This window comes from Halomonas sp. MCCC 1A13316 (assembly GCF_014931605.1).
Lineage (GTDB): Bacteria > Pseudomonadota > Gammaproteobacteria > Pseudomonadales > Halomonadaceae > Halomonas.
This window is the reverse complement of sequence record NZ_CP053382.1, coordinates 2980837-2999022: the sequence shown is the minus strand read 5'-3', so window position 1 is coordinate 2999022 and position 18186 is coordinate 2980837. Positions and strand designations below refer to the sequence as shown.

Annotated in this window: 19 protein-coding genes, 1 pseudogene and 1 riboswitch; of the genes and pseudogenes, 16 read left to right on the top strand and 4 right to left on the bottom strand. The window is 66.0% G+C overall.

The features are described 5' to 3' along the window. The first annotated feature begins 49 nt into the window (after positions 1-49). The 14 genes and pseudogenes from cobT to HNO52_RS13800 all read left to right on the top strand — a co-directional run bounded on the left by cobT (position 50) and on the right by HNO52_RS13800 (position 12917). On the top strand, positions 50-1105 hold the full coding sequence (gene cobT / locus HNO52_RS13865) for a nicotinate-nucleotide--dimethylbenzimidazole phosphoribosyltransferase (RefSeq protein ID WP_197565854.1): 1056 nt from the start codon (positions 50-52) through the stop codon (positions 1103-1105). Next, on the top strand, positions 1102-2082 hold the full coding sequence (gene cbiB / locus HNO52_RS13860) for an adenosylcobinamide-phosphate synthase CbiB (protein WP_197565853.1): 981 nt from the start codon (positions 1102-1104) through the stop codon (positions 2080-2082). The genes cobT and cbiB overlap by 4 nt, the downstream gene beginning before the upstream one ends. Positions 2083-2098: 16 nt before the next feature. After that, a complete protein-coding gene (cobD, locus tag HNO52_RS13855; protein WP_197565852.1) occupies positions 2099-3184 on the top strand; it encodes a threonine-phosphate decarboxylase CobD in 1086 nt (361 codons plus the stop codon). Then, entirely contained in the window at positions 3181-3729 is a 549-nt protein-coding gene (locus tag HNO52_RS13850; RefSeq protein WP_197565851.1) for a bifunctional adenosylcobinamide kinase/adenosylcobinamide-phosphate guanylyltransferase, read from the top strand. The genes cobD and HNO52_RS13850 overlap by 4 nt, the downstream gene beginning before the upstream one ends. Further along, positions 3726-4484 (top strand): adenosylcobinamide-GDP ribazoletransferase, encoded by a 759-nt coding sequence (gene cobS / locus HNO52_RS13845; RefSeq protein WP_197565850.1) that lies wholly within the window; start codon positions 3726-3728, stop codon positions 4482-4484. The genes HNO52_RS13850 and cobS overlap by 4 nt, the downstream gene beginning before the upstream one ends. Then, positions 4436-5080: a histidine phosphatase family protein gene (locus HNO52_RS13840; protein WP_197565849.1), complete on the top strand. Its 645-nt coding sequence runs from the start codon at positions 4436-4438 to the stop codon at positions 5078-5080. The genes cobS and HNO52_RS13840 overlap by 49 nt, the downstream gene beginning before the upstream one ends. Next, on the top strand, positions 5032-5463 hold the full coding sequence (locus HNO52_RS13835; RefSeq protein WP_197565848.1) for a bifunctional adenosylcobinamide kinase/adenosylcobinamide-phosphate guanylyltransferase: 432 nt from the start codon (positions 5032-5034) through the stop codon (positions 5461-5463). The genes HNO52_RS13840 and HNO52_RS13835 overlap by 49 nt, the downstream gene beginning before the upstream one ends. 52 nt (positions 5464-5515) lie before the next feature. Next, positions 5516-5752, top strand: a riboswitch (cobalamin riboswitch). A gap of 213 nt (positions 5753-5965) precedes the next feature. Further along, positions 5966-7765: a TonB-dependent receptor domain-containing protein gene (locus tag HNO52_RS13830; protein WP_197565847.1), complete on the top strand. Its 1800-nt coding sequence runs from the start codon at positions 5966-5968 to the stop codon at positions 7763-7765. Beyond that, complete coding sequence (locus HNO52_RS13825) at positions 7710-8681, top strand: cobalamin-binding protein (protein WP_232090308.1); 972 nt, start codon at positions 7710-7712, stop codon at positions 8679-8681. The genes HNO52_RS13830 and HNO52_RS13825 overlap by 56 nt, the downstream gene beginning before the upstream one ends. Further along, positions 8662-9669, top strand: a complete 1008-nt coding sequence (locus HNO52_RS13820; protein WP_197565846.1) for a FecCD family ABC transporter permease — start codon at positions 8662-8664, stop codon at positions 9667-9669. Before HNO52_RS13825 ends, HNO52_RS13820 begins: the two co-directional genes overlap by 20 nt. Then, positions 9669-10436: an ABC transporter ATP-binding protein gene (locus HNO52_RS13815; protein WP_197565845.1), complete on the top strand. Its 768-nt coding sequence runs from the start codon at positions 9669-9671 to the stop codon at positions 10434-10436. Before HNO52_RS13820 ends, HNO52_RS13815 begins: the two co-directional genes overlap by 1 nt. Position 10437: 1 nt before the next feature. Next, entirely contained in the window at positions 10438-11760 is a 1323-nt protein-coding gene (locus HNO52_RS13810; RefSeq protein ID WP_197565844.1) for a cobyrinic acid a,c-diamide synthase CobB, read from the top strand. A 12-nt stretch (positions 11761-11772) separates the two neighbouring features. Continuing rightward, a complete protein-coding gene (cobO, locus tag HNO52_RS13805; protein ID WP_197565843.1) occupies positions 11773-12384 on the top strand; it encodes a cob(I)yrinic acid a,c-diamide adenosyltransferase in 612 nt (203 codons plus the stop codon). Further along, positions 12381-12917: pseudogene (locus tag HNO52_RS13800) on the top strand (nitroreductase family protein). Before cobO ends, HNO52_RS13800 begins: the two are co-directional and overlap by 4 nt. A 9-nt stretch (positions 12918-12926) precedes the next feature. Here the strand turns inward: HNO52_RS13800 and HNO52_RS13795 are convergent. Next, positions 12927-13238 (bottom strand): type II toxin-antitoxin system RelE/ParE family toxin, encoded by a 312-nt coding sequence (locus tag HNO52_RS13795; protein WP_197565842.1) that lies wholly within the window; start codon positions 13236-13238, stop codon positions 12927-12929. Then, positions 13226-13483 (bottom strand): type II toxin-antitoxin system Phd/YefM family antitoxin, encoded by a 258-nt coding sequence (locus HNO52_RS13790; protein WP_197565841.1) that lies wholly within the window; start codon positions 13481-13483, stop codon positions 13226-13228. The genes HNO52_RS13795 and HNO52_RS13790 overlap by 13 nt, the downstream gene beginning before the upstream one ends. Before the next feature lie 80 nt (positions 13484-13563). Here HNO52_RS13790 and HNO52_RS13785 point away from each other — a divergent pair, with 80 nt between their 5' ends. Next, entirely contained in the window at positions 13564-15015 is a 1452-nt protein-coding gene (locus HNO52_RS13785; protein WP_197565840.1) for a cobyric acid synthase, read from the top strand. A gap of 258 nt (positions 15016-15273) precedes the next feature. On the opposite strand, the gene nadE is transcribed toward HNO52_RS13785, so the two are convergent. Together nadE and HNO52_RS13770 are read right to left on the bottom strand one after the other, a co-directional pair. After that, positions 15274-16614: an NAD(+) synthase gene (gene nadE, locus HNO52_RS21350; RefSeq protein ID WP_332107637.1), complete on the bottom strand. Its 1341-nt coding sequence runs from the start codon at positions 16612-16614 to the stop codon at positions 15274-15276. An 85-nt stretch (positions 16615-16699) separates the two neighbouring features. Continuing rightward, on the bottom strand, positions 16700-17467 hold the full coding sequence (locus HNO52_RS13770) for a glycerophosphoryl diester phosphodiesterase (RefSeq protein ID WP_197565839.1): 768 nt from the start codon (positions 17465-17467) through the stop codon (positions 16700-16702). A 136-nt stretch (positions 17468-17603) separates the two neighbouring features. Here HNO52_RS13770 and HNO52_RS13765 point away from each other — a divergent pair, with 136 nt between their 5' ends. Then, positions 17604-18164 (top strand): hypothetical protein, encoded by a 561-nt coding sequence (locus tag HNO52_RS13765; protein WP_197565838.1) that lies wholly within the window; start codon positions 17604-17606, stop codon positions 18162-18164. Positions 18165-18186: the final 22 nt, after the last annotated feature.

Sequence of the window (18186 nt, the reverse complement as noted above, 5' to 3'; positions counted from 1 at the left end):
TCCAGCCTGTTAAGATGGCCACAGCCTTTCGCCCTATCAGGATCTCCTCATGCTTGCCGAAACCCTGGCTTCGATCTCGGCTGTCGATGAATCCCCGTCAGGCCCCGTTCAGGCGCGCCTGGATAGCCTCACCAAGCCCCCCGGCAGCCTTGGCCGTCTCGAATCGCTGGTCCTGGAGCTGTCCGGTATGAGCGGCGAGACCTTGCCGACGGTCACGCCGCCCGGTGTGATCGTGTTCGCCGCCGATCATGGCGTGGCCGAGGAGGGCGTCTCGGCCTTTCCGCAGGAAGTCACCGCCCAGATGGTGGCCAATTTCGTTGGCGGTGGGGCCGCCATTAACGTCTTCGCCCGCCAGATCGGCGCGCGGCTCGAGGTCATCGACGTCGGCGTCAAGGGCGATGTCGAAGGCGCAGGCGTAGTGCACGACAAGGTGCGCCGCGGCACGGCCAACGTTGCCCGTGAGGATGCCATGAGTCTGGCCGAGGCCGAGCGCGCCATCGAGGTGGGCATCCACGCTGCCGAGCGCAGCCACGCCGCCGGCTGCCGCTGCCTGATCGTGGGCGAAATGGGTATTGCCAACACCACCGCGAGCAGCGCCCTGCTGGCTGCCTTGAGCGGTCAACCGGTGAGCCGCCTAGTTGGTCAAGGGACCGGAATTGCCCCCGCGCAGCTGGCGCACAAGGCCGAGGTGATCGCAAATGCGCTAGCCGCTCGTCGCGCAGACTCGTCGCAGCCGCTCGAGCTGCTGGCCAAGCTGGGCGGGCTCGAGATCGCCGCCATGGCGGGTGCCTACCTGGGCGCAGCCGCACGGCGCATGCCGATCCTGGTCGACGGCTTCATTGCCACCGTGGCGGCGCTGCTGGCCTGTCGGCTGGCGCCTGAACTGCGTGGCTACCTGCTGTTCGCTCATCGTTCCTGCGAGCCGGGGCACGACATCGCCCTCGAACTGCTCGAGGCCAGGCCGCTGCTCGACCTGCAGCTGCGCCTGGGCGAGGGCACCGGAGCGGCCTTGGCCTTCCCGCTGCTAGAGGCCGCCTGTCGCATGCTGGCCGAAATGGCCACTTTCGATTCGGCTGGCGTCGCGGATGGTGGCTCGACCGCATGAGCGTCGAGCCCTTGAGCCCCATGCTGCTAGGGCTGTTGTGCGGGGCCATCTTGCTCGACCTGGTGTTCGGCGACCCGCGCTGGTTGCCGCACCCGGTTGTCGCCATGGGACGGCTGATCGACGCTCTGGAGCGCCGCTGGAACCAAGGCTCGTCGCTTGCGCGACGCCTCAAGGGGTTCGTGCTGGCCGGCAGCGTTGTTGTGATCGTCTTCGCGTCGACCTGGGCCACGCTGGCCGTGCTTGCCTGGCTGCACCCTTGGTTGGGGCTTGCCGGTGAGTTGCTGCTGCTGGCGACCGCCCTTGCCATCAAGGGACTGCGTGAGGCGGCGCTGGCCGTGGCAACGCCCTTGGCTCGGGGCGATCTCGTCAAGGCGCATCGGTCCGTAGCGATGATCGTGGGGCGTGACACCGAAGCCCTCGACGAGGCCGGCATCACCCGGGCTACCGTCGAAACCGTGGCCGAGAACAGCGTCGACGGCATCACCGCGCCACTGTTCTGGGCGCTGCTCGGCGGGGCGCCACTGGCGCTGGCCTACAAGGCGGTGAACACGCTTGATTCCATGGTCGGTTACCGTAGTGAGCGCTACGCCGATTTCGGCTACGCCTCGGCCAGGCTCGACGACCTGGCCAACTGGGTCCCGGCCAGGCTCACGGCGTTGGCCATGTGGCTGGCTGCCCTGTCGATTCCCGGCGCGCGCAGGCGAGGGGCGCTGGCCGGGACCTGGCGCGATGCGCCGGGCCACCCCAGCCCCAATGCCGGCTGGCCCGAGGCGATGATGGCGTACCTGCTGGGCGTTCAACTCGGCGGTATCAATCACTATGGCGGACGCATTTCCGAGCGCGCGCCAATGGGTAAACCGCGCGAGCCGCTACGGGTGGCGCATATCGGCCGTGCCGTACGCCATATGCACGGGACCTGGATCGTCTTTTTTCTGCTGATGGCAGGCTTGGTTGTGGCATGGGGGGCAGGCGCATGAACGAGCGGGAGGAAACATGAGAGGCTGGCCCAGCCACGGCGGGCGTCCGGAGCCGGTACTGCATCGCTTCGGCCTCACCGCCGGCAGCGGGATGCTCGACTTCAGCGCCAATCTCAACCCTCTGGGGCCGCCTCCCTGGTTGGCAGAACGGCTCGGGGGCTGCCTGGCCGAGCTCTCCGTCTATCCCGACCCGGACTACACGGCTGCCAGGGAGGCCATTGCCCGGGCCGAAGGGCTTACCCCCGGCCAGGTACGCCTGACCAATGGCGGGGCCGAGGCAATCTTCCTGGCGGCTGCACTGCTGGCAAAGCGTGGCGCGTGCAGGGCCGTCGTTGTACAGCCCACCTTCTGCGAATACGAGCGTGCCTGCCGCCACTACGGCATCGCCGTGCAGCATCTTGAACTGGAAGGCGAGCACTTCGAGCTGGACGAGTCGCGTGCCCTCGACGCCATGGGGGAGGCCGATGCGGTACTCCTGTGCCGGCCCAACAACCCCACCGGCACGCTCGTTGCGTGCGACATGATCGAGCGCATGCTGGTAGTGGGGCAGCAGTACGGCACTACCCTGGTGGTAGACGAGGCCTTCATCGATTTCGTCACCCCAGACGAGCGGCTGACGCCGCTGCTGACCCGCTACGACAACTTGCTGCTGCTGCGCTCCATGACCAAGCTCTACGCCATCCCCGGCCTGCGACTCGGCTACCTGCTGGGCGATGGCCCTTCGGTCGAGCAAATCGCCAGGCTTCAGCTGCCGTGGAGCGTCAATGCGGTGGCGGCAGCGCTGGTCGTGCCGTTGCTGGAAGACCAGGACTACCTGCAGCGAACCCAGTCCTGGCTCGACATCGAGCGACCCTGGTTGCAAGGTGAGCTGGAAACTCAGGGGCTGCGGGTGGTGCCCTCCTGCACCAACTTCCTGCTGCTGCAGGATGGCGGGGCGCGGCCCATGTCGGCACTGCTGGAGCACATGGCACGCTGTGGCGTTCTGGCACGCCATACCTACAACTTCATCGGCCTCGATGGCGCATGGCTGCGCGTCGCGGTGCGTTCGCGGCAGGAAAATACGCAACTGCTCGATGCCATTGCCCGCTGGAGAACGTCATGATCGCTTTCGTCAGCGGTGGGGCGCGTTCCGGCAAGAGTACCCATGGCGAAGCACTGGCGCGGCGCTGGCAGACCGAGCGGGGCGGCAAGCGCTACTACCTGGCCACGGCGAGGAGCGGCGGCGATGCGGAAATGCAGTCCCGCGTCGAGCGGCACCGATGCTCTCGCGGTGAGGGTTGGATTACGCTCGAGGAGCCGTTCGATTTACTGGCCGCCCTCGACCGGGTAGCGCCTGGCAGCACGCTGCTGCTCGATTGCCTGACGCTGTGGGCCAGCCAGCTGTTGTATGCCAGCCCGCTCGACGAGGCGCAAGGCATCGCCATGGTCAAGCGGGCGCTGGCCGAGGCCAGGCAGCGTGACGTTGCGCTGGTGATCGTTTCCAACGACGTCAACGAGGGCATGCCGCCCGATGACGACGAGGTGTGGCGCTACCTCGCCTTCCTGCAGCGCGTTCACTGCCTGGTGGCGCACGAGGCGGACGAGGTGGAGCAGGTCGTTGCCGGCCTGCCCCGGTCATGGAAAAGCCAAGGGCACCTTCGTTCATGAGAAACGCCGCCTACGGCCTGGTATTGGCCGTGCAGTTCCTGACCCGCCTGCCGTTTCCGGTCATCTGTCCCTGGAACGCAGCGACACGGCGCTGGGCGGTTCGTTGCTACCCCCTTGTAGGCGTGCTGATCGGCGGTTTGCTGGCTATTGCCGGCGCGCTTCTGGAGGGCCTTCTTCCCACTCCGCTGCTGGCGCTGTTGCTGCTCACGCTATGGGTGGCACTGACCGGCGGGCTGCACCTGGATGGCTTGATGGACGTCGCCGATGCCCTGGGCAGCAATGCGCCGCTGGAGAAGCGCTGGGCGATCATGAAGGACCCGCACGTAGGCAGCTTCGGCATCCTGGCGCTGGTGTTCCTGCTGCTGTGGAAGGCGGCGCTGCTGTTCGCACTGCTGGAAGCAGGGGCGGGCCTGGCCCTGCTGGTGGTGATTCCGTCGCTGGGACGCCTCGCCGCAGCCGCGCTGCTGGTGCTGGCACCGGCTGCCCACTCGGAGGGCATGGCGGCCAGTTGGAAGCGCGATCTCATCCCGCTCGATCTTGCCCTGGCGGCAGTGCCTCTGCTGCCGTTGGCGATACTGGTATCCGGCGGATGGTGGCTGTGCCTGGCCCTTGTGCCGTTCCTGGCGCTCTACGCCTGGGGCATGGTGCATGCGTTCAAGGGGATCAACGGCGATATCGTCGGAACCGTCATCGAAGGAGGAGAGCTATGGCTGTTACTGGTCGCCTGGAGCTGGTGGTCGTTCGTCACGGCTTGACGCAGTGGAATCGCGAGCGACGCTACCAGGGGCAGCGTGACATCCCGCTGCTGCTGCCTGATGCCGTGGTGGGGCTCGCTCGGCTGCGCGAGGCGCTGGAGACATTCGAGTTCGATACCGCTCACTGCAGTGACCTGACTCGCTGCCGCCAGACCCTGGCGCATGTCATCGAGGGGCGTGCGGCACGCAGTCCGACATGCTTCGATGCGCGCCTGCGCGAGCTCGATTTCGGCGACTACGAAGGGTGTACCTACGACGAGCTCGAGCCACTACCCGCCTACCGCGCCTGGATCGACAGCGCGGGCGAGCAGGCCCCGCCACGAGGGGAGTCTACCGCCGAGCTGCGGCAGCGGCTCGAGGCCTGGTTTGCCGAACTGTTGGCCGGCTGCTCGCCGCACGGCCAGCACCGCGCCCTGGTCGTCACCCATGGTGGCGTGATTCGCGAACTGCGCCGCCGCTTCGAGGGCATCGGCTTCTGGGAGGGCGGGGTCAGTCAGGCCGAGGGGCGCCGGTTCCTATTCACCGTTGACGATCGGGAGTGCTGGCAATGCAGCTCTTCATCGGCGGTACCTGTGCCGGCAAGCGCAGCATCGTAAGGCAGCGCTTCGATACAGCCGTCTGGCATTCGGCCTATATCGGGTGTGCGCTGAAGAAGTGGCCTTCGTCCGCCGCCTCGACTCGCTGCCTGGTGATGGAAGGGTGGGAGCATTGGCTGGCTGCACGACTGGCCGACGAGCCCGACGACGACGGGCTACGCCAGGCCATGGCCATAGAGCTCGATGCACTGCATGCATGGGAAGCCCGGAGCGGCGGCGAGGTAGTGCTGGTCATGCTCGAGATGGGTCGTGGCATCGTGCCGCTCTCGGCCGAGAAGCGGCGCCTACGCGACCTCAACGGCTGGCTCGCCCAGGATGCTGCGGCGCGCTGCGAGCGGGTCTGGTACGTCTGGAACGGCTTGTTGAAACAGCTAAGTTATTGATCTGTCTAATTCTGGGCGCAGCGATGCGTTGACGCCCAGCCTCGCTATTGCTAGTTTACGCCCACTCTCAGGTGCCTCATTCAATTCTCGAGGTTAAACGGGAAGTCGGTGACCTTTCTTCAGGTTTGGGAGAACAGGCATTCCGACGCTGCCCCCGCAACGGTGATCGAGTGTGGGTCCATCATCACGCCACTGTGCCCCGGCATGGGAAGGCGATGGGCCCGAAGCGCGTCATGGCGACGTTGCTTCGCTCGTCAGCCCGGAGACCGGCCCGAGAGAGCGGGAAACGTTTCACAAATCGACGAGTGGGATGAAGCGCAAGGCGCACGCAGCGCAGCGATTCTCTCCGCAAGCATTTGTGCAGCGTTCCTCTCATGCCGGGTTGCGGTGGGTAACCTCGAGGCAGGGCAGACGCTCACAACTCTCCCTTTCTCGATTCCCAAGCCGCCCCGGCTTCGCCTAGAAGACCGTGCGGGTAGGCACGGCGAGCAAGGGAATCAGAATGAAAACCAAGTATCACTTGGCCGCCTTCGGCCTGGCTGCCCTCCCTCTGGCCGTTCAGGCCCAGGCCACCACAAGCGAGAATGTCGACACCGTCGCGCTCAACCCGCTGGTGGTCACCGCCACGTTGGCGCCGCGCACCGCCGACGAGACGCTCTCCTCGGTGACCGTGCTCGACGAGGCCACCCTGCGGCGCCAGGATCCCACCAGCGTTACCGAGATGCTGCGCGGCCAGCCGGGGGTGGATGTCGTCACCAACGGCAGCTTCGGCAAGAACAGCAGCGTCTATCTGCGCGGAACCGGTACCGAATCGGCAGTGTTGATGATTGACGGTATTCGACTGCGCTCCGCCACTGTGGGCGGTGCTGCCTGGCACTATCTCGACCCGCGCATGTTCCAGCGTGCCGAGATCGTGCGCGGGCCCCGCGGCAGCCTGTATGGCGCAGATGCCGTAGGCGGGGTGGTGCAACTCTTCACTCACGAGTCAGAAGAGGGCGGCCCGTATCCATACCTTTCCGCAGGCGGTGGTTCCTTCGACACCCAGCGCTACAGTGCGGGACTTTCCGGTAGCAGTGGTGGCACCCGCTACAGCTTCGCCGGCAGCCGCTTCACCACCGACGGCACACCGGTGCGGCGCGATGGCGAGGACAGAGGCTACGACAATACCTCGGCCTTGGCCCGCCTGGCCCATACCTTCGATAGTGGTGCCGAGGTGGGTCTGCTGGCCATGCGTGCCCGCGGCTATAACGAGTTCGACAGCGGCGAGAGCGATTTCGTCCAGCAAGTGGCTGGTATATACGGCGAGCTGCCTGTGACCGAGCAGTGGACCAGTCGCCTGACCTTGAGTGAAGCGCGTGATGGTCTCGACACCTACAATACGGATTTTCCCTCGATCATCGAAACTCGCACCCAGACCGCTCGTTGGCAGAACACACTGAACTTCGGCCAGCACGAGCTGATAGCGGGTGCCGAATACAGCGAGGATAGGGTTTCCGGCACCACGGATTACGATAGCTCCAGCCGCGACAATGCCGCCGTGTTCGCCCAAGGGCTGCTCGATTTCTCCCCCGTTGCGCTGCAGGCCGGCCTGCGCTACGACGACAACGAGGCCTACGGTGACGAAGTCACCGGCAGCCTGGCGCTGGGCTATGATCTGGATGGTTCTCATACGCTGCGAGCGAGCTACGGCACTGCATTCCGCGCGCCGACGTTCAATGATCTCTACTGGCCGAATTCGGGCAATCCCGAGCTCGACCCTGAATCCTCCGCCACCGTCGAGATGGGGGTGCGCGGCCAGTACCAGCGTTGGTACTGGGATCTCGCGGCCTACCGGACCGAGCTTGAAGACATGATCGACTGGGCGCCGACCGAGGGCGGCATGTGGGCGCCGCAGAACGTGGCCGAGGCGCGTATACGCGGCATCGAGCTATCGGGTGGAGCCGAGCTCGGCGACTGGACGCTGGCTGCCGCACTGACCTGGATCGATCCGGAGGATCGTGAGAGTGGCAATCGACTGCGCCGTCGTGCATCCAAGAGTGCACGTTTTGACGTGGACCGTGCTCTGGGCGAATGGTCCCTGGGCGGCTCTTGGATCCTGCAAGGACATCGCTACGACGATGTGGCCAACCAGGAGCGGTTGGGCGGCTTCGGTCTGGTCAACCTGCGTGCCGGCTGGCAGTTCGCCCCGTTGTGGTCGGCCCGCCTGACGCTGGAGAACGTGCTGGACAAGGAGTACGCGACCGCTCGTGACTACATTAACGCCGGCCGTGCGGCCTTCGTCAGTGTTCACTTTGGCCAGTAACTTCCGTTTCAGTGGGGCCGCTGGTCCCGCTGCCTTTACCGGCGCCTTGCTGGCCCTGGTCCTGTCGGTGCTGGGAGCCGGCGAGGCGCGTGCCGATACGCTCTGTGCCACCGACGACCGTGAACGCGAGGTGTGCCTCGAGGCGCCGGCCAGCCGCATTGCCGCTCTCTCGCCGGGGGCGACGGAGCTTGTCTATGCGGCCGGGGCGGGGGAGAAGGTGGTGGCGGTGGTGGCCTATAGCGACTATCCGCCCGAGGCCAGGGAGGTGGCGTCGGTAGGCAGCCATACCCGCATGGATCTCGAAGCACTGGTCTCGCTGCGCCCGGATCTGGTGATCGGCTGGACCACCGGCAACCCGCCCGAGCAGCTCGAGACCATCGAGTCCCTTGGTGTACCGGTGTTCTATATCGAACCGCGCGAGTTCGAAGACGTCTCCAGCGTCATCGAGCGACTGGCCCTGCTTGCCGATACCAGGGAGGAGGGAGACCGCATTGCCACCGAATTTCGCCAGGGCATGGCAGCGCTCGCCGAGCGCTATGCCGACGCCGAGCCGATGCCGGTGTTCTACCAAGTATGGGACGAGCCGCTGATGACCATCAACGACGAGCACCTGATCGGCAAGGTGCTGACCCTGTGCGGCGGCGTCAACGTTTTCGGCGAGCTGTCGAGACTGGTGCCGCGCATCGACGACGAGTCGGTGCTCGCCGCCGACCCCGAGGCAATCCTGGCCGGCGGCATGGGCGAGGAGAACCGCGAGTGGCTGACTCACTGGGAGCAATACCCGAACCTGACTGCGGTCGAACGCGACAACCTCTACTTCGTACCGCCGTCGCTGATTCAGCGGCCTACGCCGCGGCTGCTGGAGGGCAGCCGGTTGTTATGTAAGAAACTCGACCATGCCCGCGGCAAGCGCTGAAGCGATGACGATTCCCCGCCGCCGCTCGCTGTGGCTGCCGCTGGGCGTGCTTGTCCTGCTGGGACTGGCGGCGCTGCTGCTGTCGGTGACGCTGGGCAGTGCCGCGCTGTCGTTGGGCGATGTCTGGTCGGTGGTAGGCGGAGAGGGCAGCCCGCTGGCGCGTACGCTGATTCTCGAACTGCGCATTCCACGTTCGCTGGCGGCCTTTGCCGTGGGTGGCCTGCTCGCCGTGGCAGGTGCCCTGATGCAGGTGCTGTTGCGCAACCCGCTGGCCGACCCCTACGTGCTGGGCCTCTCCGGTGGAGCCTCGGTGGGCGCGCTGGCGGCGATGCTTGCCGGGTTGGGCGGGGCGCTGATCAGCGGCTCGGCTTTCGCCGGGGCTTTTCTCTCGACGCTGCTGGTCTTCGGACTGGCCCACGGTACCGGCAGCTGGACACCGTCGCGGCTGCTGCTCACTGGGGTGGTAGTCGCCGCCGGCTGGGGTGCGGTGATCACCCTGATGCTGGCACTGAGCCCCGCCGAGCGACTACCCGGCATGCTCTACTGGCTGATGGGGGACCTCTCCTATTCGCGTACGCCCTGGCCACCGCTGGCGCTGCTATTGCTGATCTGCCTGCTGCTGATGCCGCTGGGCCGTAGCCTCAACGTCATGGCGCGGGGCCCGCTGCAGGCGGCAGCGCTGGGTGTCAAAGTGCGCCCGCTGGAATGGACGATCTATCTTGCCGCCAGCGTGCTCACGGCGATGGCGGTGACCACGGCCGGCAGCATCGGCTTCGTCGGTCTGGTAGTGCCGCACATGCTGCGCCTGGTGCTCGGCAACGACCAGCGCCTGATCCTGCCCGCTTGCGCACTGGCAGGCGGCATCCTACTGGTGCTGGCCGATACCTTGGCGCGGACCCTGATCGCGCCGGAACAGCTACCGGTAGGGGTGATCACGGCGCTGCTCGGCGTGCCGACTTTCCTGTTCCTGCTGTATCGGAGCCGCTGATGAATCGTCTCGAGATCAGCGAGCTGGTGGTCGACGTGCCGGGGCGGTGCGACGGTCGCCCGCTTTCGCTCAGCGTCGAGCCGGGGCAGGTGTGGGGCGTGCTCGGCCCCAACGGTGCCGGCAAGACCACCTTGCTTCATACCCTGGCCGGGCTGCGCGCACCCCGCGCTGGCCGGGTACTCGTCGATGGCTGCCCGCTGGCCGCGCTGGGCCGAAGACAGGTGGCGCGTACCCTGGGGCTGGTGTTCCAGGAGCGCCACGATGGTTTTCCCGCCACGGTGCGGGAGACCGTGCTGATCGGCCGTCACCCCTGGCTTTCTCCCTGGCAGATGGAGGGGGCCGTGGACCTGCGCCTGGCCGAGGCGGCGCTGGAACGACTCGACATAGACCACCTGGCCGAGCGGCTGGTGAGCACGCTCTCGGGCGGCGAGCGGCAGCGCCTGGCCATTGCCACGGTGCTGACCCAGGCGCCGAGTATCTGGCTTGCCGACGAACCCACCAACCATCTCGACCTGCACCACCAGACCGCGGTGATGGCTCTGCTCTCCGAACAGGCCGCACAGGGCAAGGCCGTCTTGATGTGCCTGCACGACCTCAACCTGGCGGCACGCTGGTGCGACCACCTGCTGCTGCTCTACCCCGACGGCGAGGCGTGCTGGGGGCCGGCCGAGCGCATGCTGGTGCCCGTCGCCCTGGAGCGGCTCTACGGTCAACGCCTGGCCACCGCCGAGATCGACGGCGCCCCCGTTTTCGTACCCGTGAGGTGATATGACGACTTCGACGATTCGCGGCGAGGCCCATGCCGCCCTGATTACCGCTCCCGGTTCCGGCCAGGGCAAGTCCATGGTCACCGCGGCGTTGGCGCGGCTACACCGCAACGCCGGGCGCCGCGTGCGGGTGTTCAAGCACGGCCCCGACTATCTCGACCCCATGCTGCAAGAGGTGGCCTCGGGCCAACCGGTCTACCAGTTGCACCCCTGGATGACAGGCGAAGACGAGTGTCGCTGGCGCCTGGCCGAGGCTGCCCGTGAGGCCGACCTGATCCTGGTCGAGGGTTCCATGGGGCTGTTCGACGGCGACCCCTCCAGCGCCGACCTGGCGATTCTCGCCGGCCTGCCGGCGCTGCCGGTGATCGATGCCTGGGGCATGGCCCAGTCCTTCGGCGCCGTAGCTCAGGGGCTGGCCAACTTTCATCCCGATCTCGCCATACACGAGGTGATCGCCAATCGCGTCGGCAGCCCCGGCCACGGCAGGCTGTTGGCTGGGAGCATGCCGGCGGGACTCTCGCTGCTCGGTGCCGTTCCGCGCAGCGAGGCGATGAAGATCCCCGATCGCCACCTGGGTCTCGTTCAGGCCGGCGAGCTGGCTGGGCTCGATGCTCAGCTCGATGCCGCCGCCGAGGTGCTGAAAGAAGCCGGCCTCGACCGTCTTCCGGCTCGAGTGGTTCTCGAGGCCGAGACCCCCGAGCCGCCGCCTCGCCTGCTCGAGGGCTTGCGCATCGCCGTGGCCCGGGACGACGCTTTCGCCTTTCTCTACCGGGCCAATCTCGACCTGCTCGATGTCATGGGTGCCGAACTGAGGTTCTTTTCGCCGCTGGCCGATGATGCGTTGCCCGAATGCAATGCCATGTGGCTTCCGGGCGGCTACCCGGAGCTGCATGCGGCGAGATTCGCCGCCAATGCGCCGATGCTTGCCGCCATACGCGACCATCATGACGCCGGCAGGCCGATCCTTGCCGAGTGCGGTGGGCTGATGGCCTGCATGGATTCGCTGACGGATGGCGAAGGCGCCGAACACGCCATGCTGGGACTGCTGCCCGGACGCGCACGCATGGCCGGCAAGCTCAGCGCGCTGGGGTTGCAGAGCCTGGCGGCCGATGCGGGCGAGCTGCGCGGCCACACCTACCACCACTCGCTACTGGAAACGCCGCTGGCGCCGGCGGCCTATGCCCGGCGCCTGGCCGGGAGCCCGGCCGAGCCGGTCTATGTCGAGGGCAGGTTGGTAGCCAGCTATTTCCACAGCTATTTCACCTCGGCGCCGCGACTGGTGGCCGCCATTTTCCGCGGCGAGCCGCTGCGCTTCACTGAGTAATGGGAGATCGTTATGCGAGACAGCGCCAAGGATCCTCAGCGCCACGCCGAGCGCATGGCGCACAAGCAACGCATCATGCGCGAGCGCATAGCCAGGGCCCAGAACGAACAGGGTTTGCTGCTGGTGCTCACCGGCCCGGGCAAGGGGAAGAGTAGCTCCGGCTTCGGCATGCTGGCCCGCGCGCTGGGCCACGGCATGAAGGTAGGCGTGGTGCAGTTCATCAAGGGTCGGCGGGAGACCGGCGAAGAGGCTTTCTTTCGCCGCCAGCCGGGCGTGGAGTACCACGTGATGGGCGAAGGCTTCACTTGGGATACTCAGGATCGTGAGCGCGACATCCAGGCCGCCGAAGCCGCCTGGGAGGTGGTGCATGGCATGCTCCAGGACCCCAGTTTCGATCTGGTGCTGCTCGATGAACTCAACATTGCCCTGCGCTACGAATATCTCGATCTCGACCGTGTGCTCGATGAACTCCAGGCACGGCCTATGATGCAACACGTGGTGGTCACCGGCCGCCATGCCCCGGAGGCGCTGGTCGAGCTGGCCGACACCGCCACCGAGATGCGCGTGGTGAAGCACGCGTTCAAGGAGCAGGGGATCAGGGCGCAGAAGGGCATCGAACTGTGATCCCCGATCACTCCTTTCCCCAAGCGCAACGGGCCGGCCTTTATCGCACCACCTTTGAGCGTCGGGATGTGCGTGCCAATTCCTACCGGACACGATTCCCCCGGAGGTTCTGGCCCGCCTGCTGGAGGCTGCCCATCATGCCCCTTCGGTAGGCTTCATGCAGCCCTGGGACTACTTGCTGATCGCCAGCCTAGAGGTGCGGCGTCGGGTGCATGGCATCTTCGAGCGTGAGAACGCCAAAGCAGCCGAAAACCATGACGGTGAACGCGGGCAGTTGTATCGACGCCTCAAGCTGGAGGGCATCCTGGAGAGCCCGCTCAACCTGTGCATCACCTGCGACCGGACCCGCGGCGGCGTACCTGTGCCTGGGTTATGTCAGCGAGTTCCTGGAGCAGCACGAGCTGGCGCGTAAAGGTTGGCGTCAGCGCCTGCCTCTCACCGAGCTGGTGAATGGCAATGGCTGGGGGCAGGCGCTGGCGGACGAGGCGCTTCGCGAGGCACTGCAAGAGGTGCGCAAGGGCATCGGGCAGTAGCCAATCAGCCTAGCGTGAGCGGCTGGCTTCCAGTAGATAGGCTCGCAGCTGCCGCTCCTCGCGCATGACATGGAGTATGAGCACACCTTCCTCGCTTGCGCGGTAAAAGACACGGCAGGGGGGCACGAGGACTTCCCGATAGACGCTCTCGGGAAGCTCCGTCGGTATTCGCCCTGATTGCGGGAAGGCTTGCAAGCGCTCGGTGGCGTCCAACACGGCCTCGACGAGATGACTGGCGGCGGCAGGATTGTCGAGGGCAATGTGTTCGGCAATGGCGTCCAGATCGGTGAGGGCGGGCTCTGCCCATATCACCTCAGCCATTTGCGCATCTTTTCCTTGGCTTCGTCCTGTCGATAGGTGCGCCCCTCGAGTATGGCCCGCTCCCCGCGGGAGAGCCCTTCCAGCAACGCCAGGCGACGCTGCATGAACTCGTAGTCTTCTACGTCGACAAGGTACGCGGAGGGCTTCCCATGCTCCGTGATGAGCACCGGTTCCTTGGAGCCATGCAGCTCGGCAAGGATGTTGGTGGCCTGGCGCTTCAGGTTGGTAACGAGTTCGACTTTCATGCTGCTCACCGTCAATGGGCGTTGAGTGATACTATAGTGCTACTTTCCTGCCGCGACAAACTGTAATGGAGCGTTCAGCCATGGCCACCCTGATGGTTCAGGGCACCACCTCGGATGCCGGCAAGAGCACGGTAGTGGCAGGGCTGTGCCGGCTGCTGGCGCGGCGCGGAGTATCGGTGGCACCGTTCAAGCCCCAGAATATGGCGCTTAACAGTGCGGTGACGGTGGACGGCGGCGAGATCGGCCGTTCCACGGCGCTGCAGGCGCTGGCAGCGGGTGTTGCACCTCACAGCGACATGAACCCGGTGTTGCTCAAGCCCGAGAGCGACCGCGGCGCTCAGGTGATCCTGCGCGGCCGGGTTCACGGCCACATGGACGCGCTGGATTACCACGCCTACAAGCGCACGGCTCGCGAGAGCGTGCTGGCGGCGTGGCAAGCGCTGTCGTCACGCTTCGATGTCGTCATCGCCGAGGGGGCGGGCAGTCCGGCGGAAATCAATCTGCGCGCGAACGACATCGCCAACATGGGCTTCGCCGAGATGGTCGACTGCCCGGTCATTCTGGTTGGTGACATCGATCGCGGCGGGGTCTTCGCACAGTTGGTGGGCACCCTGGAATTGCTCAGTGAGAGCGAGCGTTCACGTACCCGCGGCTTCATCGTCAACCGCTTCCGCGGCGATATCGCCCTGCTCGAACCAGGCCTCGAATGGCTGGCCGAGCGTACCGGCAAGCCGGTATATGGCACGCTGCCTTATCTGCAGGGATTGCTGCTCGACGCCGAGGACAGCATTGGCCGCAGCGGCCGGATGGGCCAGGGCGCTACGCTCAAGGTGGTAGTGCCAGCACTGCCGCGCATCAGTAATCACAACGACTTCGATCCGCTGCGCCTGCACCCGCAGGTGGACCTGACCTTCGTCGGGCCCGGCCAGGTGATCCCCGCGGCCGACCTGATCATCCTGCCCGGCAGCAAGAGCACTCGCAGCGATCTCGCCTGGCTGCGCGATCAAGGCTGGGACGCCGTTATCCGGCGCCACCTGCGCTATGACGGCTACGTGCTTGGCATCTGCGGTGGGTTCCAGATGCTGGGCCGAGCAGTGCACGACCCGGCGGGCCTGGAAGGCCCGGCCGGCTCGGCGCCGGGATTCGGTCTGCTCGAATTCGAGACGCACATGGTGGCCGGCAAGCAGTTGCGCAACGTAAGCGGTCGCTTGCTAGCCGAGGGTGTGCCGATCGACGGCTACGAGATCCACAACGGCGTCAGCACAGGGCCCGCCCTGGAGCGGCCTCTCTGTAAGTTGGAGGGGAGGTCCGATGGCGCCGTCAGCAGCGACGGTCAGGTCATGGGCACCTACCTGCACGGCCTGTTCGATCGCCTCGAGGCCTGCGAGGTGCTGCTGGCCCGCTGCGGGCTCGAGGTGCAAGATGGCGCAGTGGACTATCAGGTCCATCGTCAGCAGGAACTCGATCGGCTGGCTGATTGCCTGGAAGCGCATCTGGACATGGCGGCCATCGAACGGCTGCTAGGGCTGTGAGCTCGATTGGGTGGGGTTGCCTGTCAAACGGGCCGACACTCGAGTGTCGGCCCGTTCTCTTGTGCGCCAGGCATGGCGCGCAGCGCCTGACTGGCGCTGTTCCCGAGAGTGGTGTCTCGGGATGACTTGGGGGTGAAAGTCCCCTGCACGCCTGGCAAGGGGAAGTGCTAGCCGACGGCAAGGGTGTCTCCCGCGAGGGGGAATCTGGCGCCGGGGGCAACCCCGGCCCCTACCCGATTTGGTGAAGGAGATAGATGTTCAGTCTGGAGCAATTGGCAATTGCCGCTTGTGCTCGGTGCGACGGTAGGTGGTCAAGATGGTATCGAAGGCATCTGCGGAGACGTCTCGGTTTTCCAGGAAGTAATCGATCTCCGCGTAAGTGACACCAAGGGCCACCTCGTCGAGCTTTTGTGGCGCGAGCGATTCGAGATCGGCCGTGGGCGCCTTGTTCACCAGCTCTTCGGGGGCACCGAGGTGCTGGCCGAGCAGGCGCACCTGACGTTTGGTCAGGCCGGTCAGGGGGGCGACGTCGCAAGCGCCGTCGCCATATTTGGTGAAGAAGCCCATCAATGCCTCGGCGGCCTGGTCGGTGCCGATGACCAGGCCGCCGCGGGTACCGGCCACGGCGTACTGAGCGACCATGCGCTGGCGCGCCTTGACGTTACCCAGCACGAAATCGCGCTGGCCGGCGTCCTCGAATATCAGGCCGCCGCTTTCCAGCGATTCCAGCAGCGCATCGCTGGCGCCCTGAATGTTCACATCGAGCACTTCGTCAGGCTGGAGGAACGCCAGGGCCCTGTCGGCATCGTCGGCGTCCTGCTGTACGCCGTAGGGCAGGCGCATGGCAACGAATCTGGCTTGCTCACCCTGCCCTCGCCGCTGCTCAACGGCCAGCTGTGCCAGGCGACCCGCCACCGTGGAATCGACACCGCCGCTGATTCCCAGCACCAGCGTCGTCTGCCCGCTCTCGCTCATGACCCTGCAGAGAAAGTCGCGGCGCCGCTCGAACTCTTGTTGGGCATCGATATCGGCCTTGGCCTGCAGCTGCACGCCTATGGCGCGTTGAACGGCCTGGCGTGAGAGGGATTCTTCCGCCGCCTTCGTTGCGCTCTCTAGACACAGACGGTGGTAGTGGGGCAGGCGTTCCAGCGCGTAGTGGGCCGCGGCCAGGCGCACTTCATTGCGCTCGCCGTCGAAGCGACGGGTCTCGCAGTAGTGATGAAAGTTGCCGTTGTGGCGAAAAGCCCAGGAGAAGCAGACGGTGCCGATGGGCGTATCGTCGTCGCCAGGATTGGGGCCGGCAATGCCGGTGTTGGCCAGTGCCACGTCGGCGTCGTTATTGTTCAAGGCTCCAGCGGCCATCTCGCTGGCCACGGCTTCACTGGTCAAACCATGGCGACCAATGGTATCGAAGCTGACGCCGAGGTAGCGGTTCTTCGACTGGGGCGAATAGACCCCGAGCCCGCAGTCGATGCTTTGTCCACTGCCGGGCACCCTTGCCAGCTCCGATATGATCAGGCCAGCGGTGCAGGACTCGGCGGTGGCGAGCTTGAGGTCGTTGTCGATCAGGTAGTCCGTAATGCGATCCAGCAGCTCCATTGCACTTCCTCCCGGCTGTGCTTCATTTCGTCCGTACCCTCATCAGGCTAGACCACTCGGGGCACGGCTGTTCAGCTTCAACACATCACGTGCCTGGCGGCGGAGCGATACCGGAAAACAGGGCTGGGTCGTCGCTGATCGCGCTGTCGACTCCCCATTCCCAACGCTGAGCGAAGGCGGCCGGATCGTTGGGCGTGTAGCACAGCAGGCGATAACCGGCAGCCTTGATCTCGCGGGTGCGGCGGGCACTGAGTCGCGTCCAGTCGGTATGGATGCTGTAAGCATCGAGCGCCTCGCAGCGGGCACGCCATTTTTCGGGCACGCTCTCGGTGAGCACGCCGATGGGAAGCAGCGAGGCATCGGCCAGGGAGCGGGCGTGCTGCAGGGAGGGCTGGTCGAAGGAGGAGAGAATCAGCCGTTCCGGTGGCAATGACTTGAGCAGGCGTGGGACGACCACCTCGGCCAGTTCGGTGCCACTGCGCTTGCTGGTCACCTTGAGCTCCATGTTGACGCCCATGTCCAGTTCCACCAGCAATTCCAGCATGTCGCTCAGGGTGGCCATGCGTTCGCCGCGGAAGCCGTCGCCGAACCAGGCGCCGACATCGAGTTTGCGCACCGCGGCGAGGTCCAGCGTGGCCAGTCTGCCATGACCGTCGGAGCAGCGCTTGAGCGTAGCGTCGTGCCAGATCACCGGGGTGCCGTCGCCGAGCAACTGGACGTCGAGTTCCACCCACTGATAGCCGGCATCGTGCGCGGCCTTTACGGCCGTCAGCGTATTCTCCGGGGCGTGGGCGGAGAGCCCGCGGTGTGCGATCAGTCTGGGCAGCGCGATAGCGGGGTGCGATGGGGGCATGTCGGGGCTCCGGTGGAGGAACTGGTCAGGCTAACCGATAGTGATGACAAGGTGGCGGCCACCCATGAGCGGCACGCGTGGAATCGACCGCGACTATGCTAGGCTTGCAGGCTTTGACGATGCAACGAGGCAAGGCATGAAGGTGATGACCCCCGAGCGTGACGAGCAGCGCGATGCCTGGCTCGCCCGCCTGTGTGCCGATATTTATGGAAGGGAAGCGGGGCTATCGCCGTTGGTCACGTTCACCGGTACTCGACAGGTGCTTTTCTCCCAGGAAGCTGCACGGCTCTGGGCGCTGGTGGACGACCAAGGCAGGCCCGGCGCGCTGGCACTGCTGGCACTCGACTCATCGGGCTCGGGCATGTCGCTGCGGCTGCATGCCTCGCCCGGCGGTGACCGGGAGAGCCTGCGTCGGTTGATCCGCGAACTGGCTCAGAAGGCGCCGCTGAGGGTCGACGCGGCGGATCAGGAGGAAGAGGCGTTCTTTCGCCGTTGCGGCATCAATCGCTGGTTCGCGGCGCCTGGCGGTCAGCGCGTTGGTCTCTCGTCCCATCACCCCGCGAGTGGCGTGAATGAGCTGGAGCCGGCGCTGGGCTTCGACGACGAAGCGGTGCTGCGACGCTTCAAGCACGATCCGCGCTTCTTCGAACAGGAGAAGGCGCTCTTCGTCGAACGGCTGGCGGCGTTCCCCGGCTGAGCGCCGTGGCGGTACGACTCGC

Coding starts and splice junctions, on each gene's coding strand:
- cobT (WP_197565854.1), top strand. CDS start 50: ATGCTTGCCGAAACCCTGGCTTCGATCTCGGCTGTCGATGAATCCCCG.
- cbiB (WP_197565853.1), top strand. CDS start 1,102: ATGAGCGTCGAGCCCTTGAGCCCCATGCTGCTAGGGCTGTTGTGCGGG.
- cobD (WP_197565852.1), top strand. CDS start 2,099: ATGAGAGGCTGGCCCAGCCACGGCGGGCGTCCGGAGCCGGTACTGCAT.
- HNO52_RS13850 (WP_197565851.1), top strand. CDS start 3,181: ATGATCGCTTTCGTCAGCGGTGGGGCGCGTTCCGGCAAGAGTACCCAT.
- cobS (WP_197565850.1), top strand. CDS start 3,726: ATGAGAAACGCCGCCTACGGCCTGGTATTGGCCGTGCAGTTCCTGACC.
- HNO52_RS13840 (WP_197565849.1), top strand. CDS start 4,436: ATGGCTGTTACTGGTCGCCTGGAGCTGGTGGTCGTTCGTCACGGCTTG.
- HNO52_RS13835 (WP_197565848.1), top strand. CDS start 5,032: ATGCAGCTCTTCATCGGCGGTACCTGTGCCGGCAAGCGCAGCATCGTA.
- HNO52_RS13830 (WP_197565847.1), top strand. CDS start 5,966: ATGAAAACCAAGTATCACTTGGCCGCCTTCGGCCTGGCTGCCCTCCCT.
- HNO52_RS13820 (WP_197565846.1), top strand. CDS start 8,662: ATGCCCGCGGCAAGCGCTGAAGCGATGACGATTCCCCGCCGCCGCTCG.
- HNO52_RS13815 (WP_197565845.1), top strand. CDS start 9,669: ATGAATCGTCTCGAGATCAGCGAGCTGGTGGTCGACGTGCCGGGGCGG.
- HNO52_RS13810 (WP_197565844.1), top strand. CDS start 10,438: ATGACGACTTCGACGATTCGCGGCGAGGCCCATGCCGCCCTGATTACC.
- cobO (WP_197565843.1), top strand. CDS start 11,773: ATGCGAGACAGCGCCAAGGATCCTCAGCGCCACGCCGAGCGCATGGCG.
- HNO52_RS13795 (WP_197565842.1), bottom strand. CDS start 13,238: ATGGCTGAGGTGATATGGGCAGAGCCCGCCCTCACCGATCTGGACGCC.
- HNO52_RS13790 (WP_197565841.1), bottom strand. CDS start 13,483: ATGAAAGTCGAACTCGTTACCAACCTGAAGCGCCAGGCCACCAACATC.
- HNO52_RS13785 (WP_197565840.1), top strand. CDS start 13,564: ATGGCCACCCTGATGGTTCAGGGCACCACCTCGGATGCCGGCAAGAGC.
- nadE (WP_332107637.1), bottom strand. CDS start 16,614: ATGGAGCTGCTGGATCGCATTACGGACTACCTGATCGACAACGACCTC.
- HNO52_RS13770 (WP_197565839.1), bottom strand. CDS start 17,467: ATGCCCCCATCGCACCCCGCTATCGCGCTGCCCAGACTGATCGCACAC.
- HNO52_RS13765 (WP_197565838.1), top strand. CDS start 17,604: ATGAAGGTGATGACCCCCGAGCGTGACGAGCAGCGCGATGCCTGGCTC.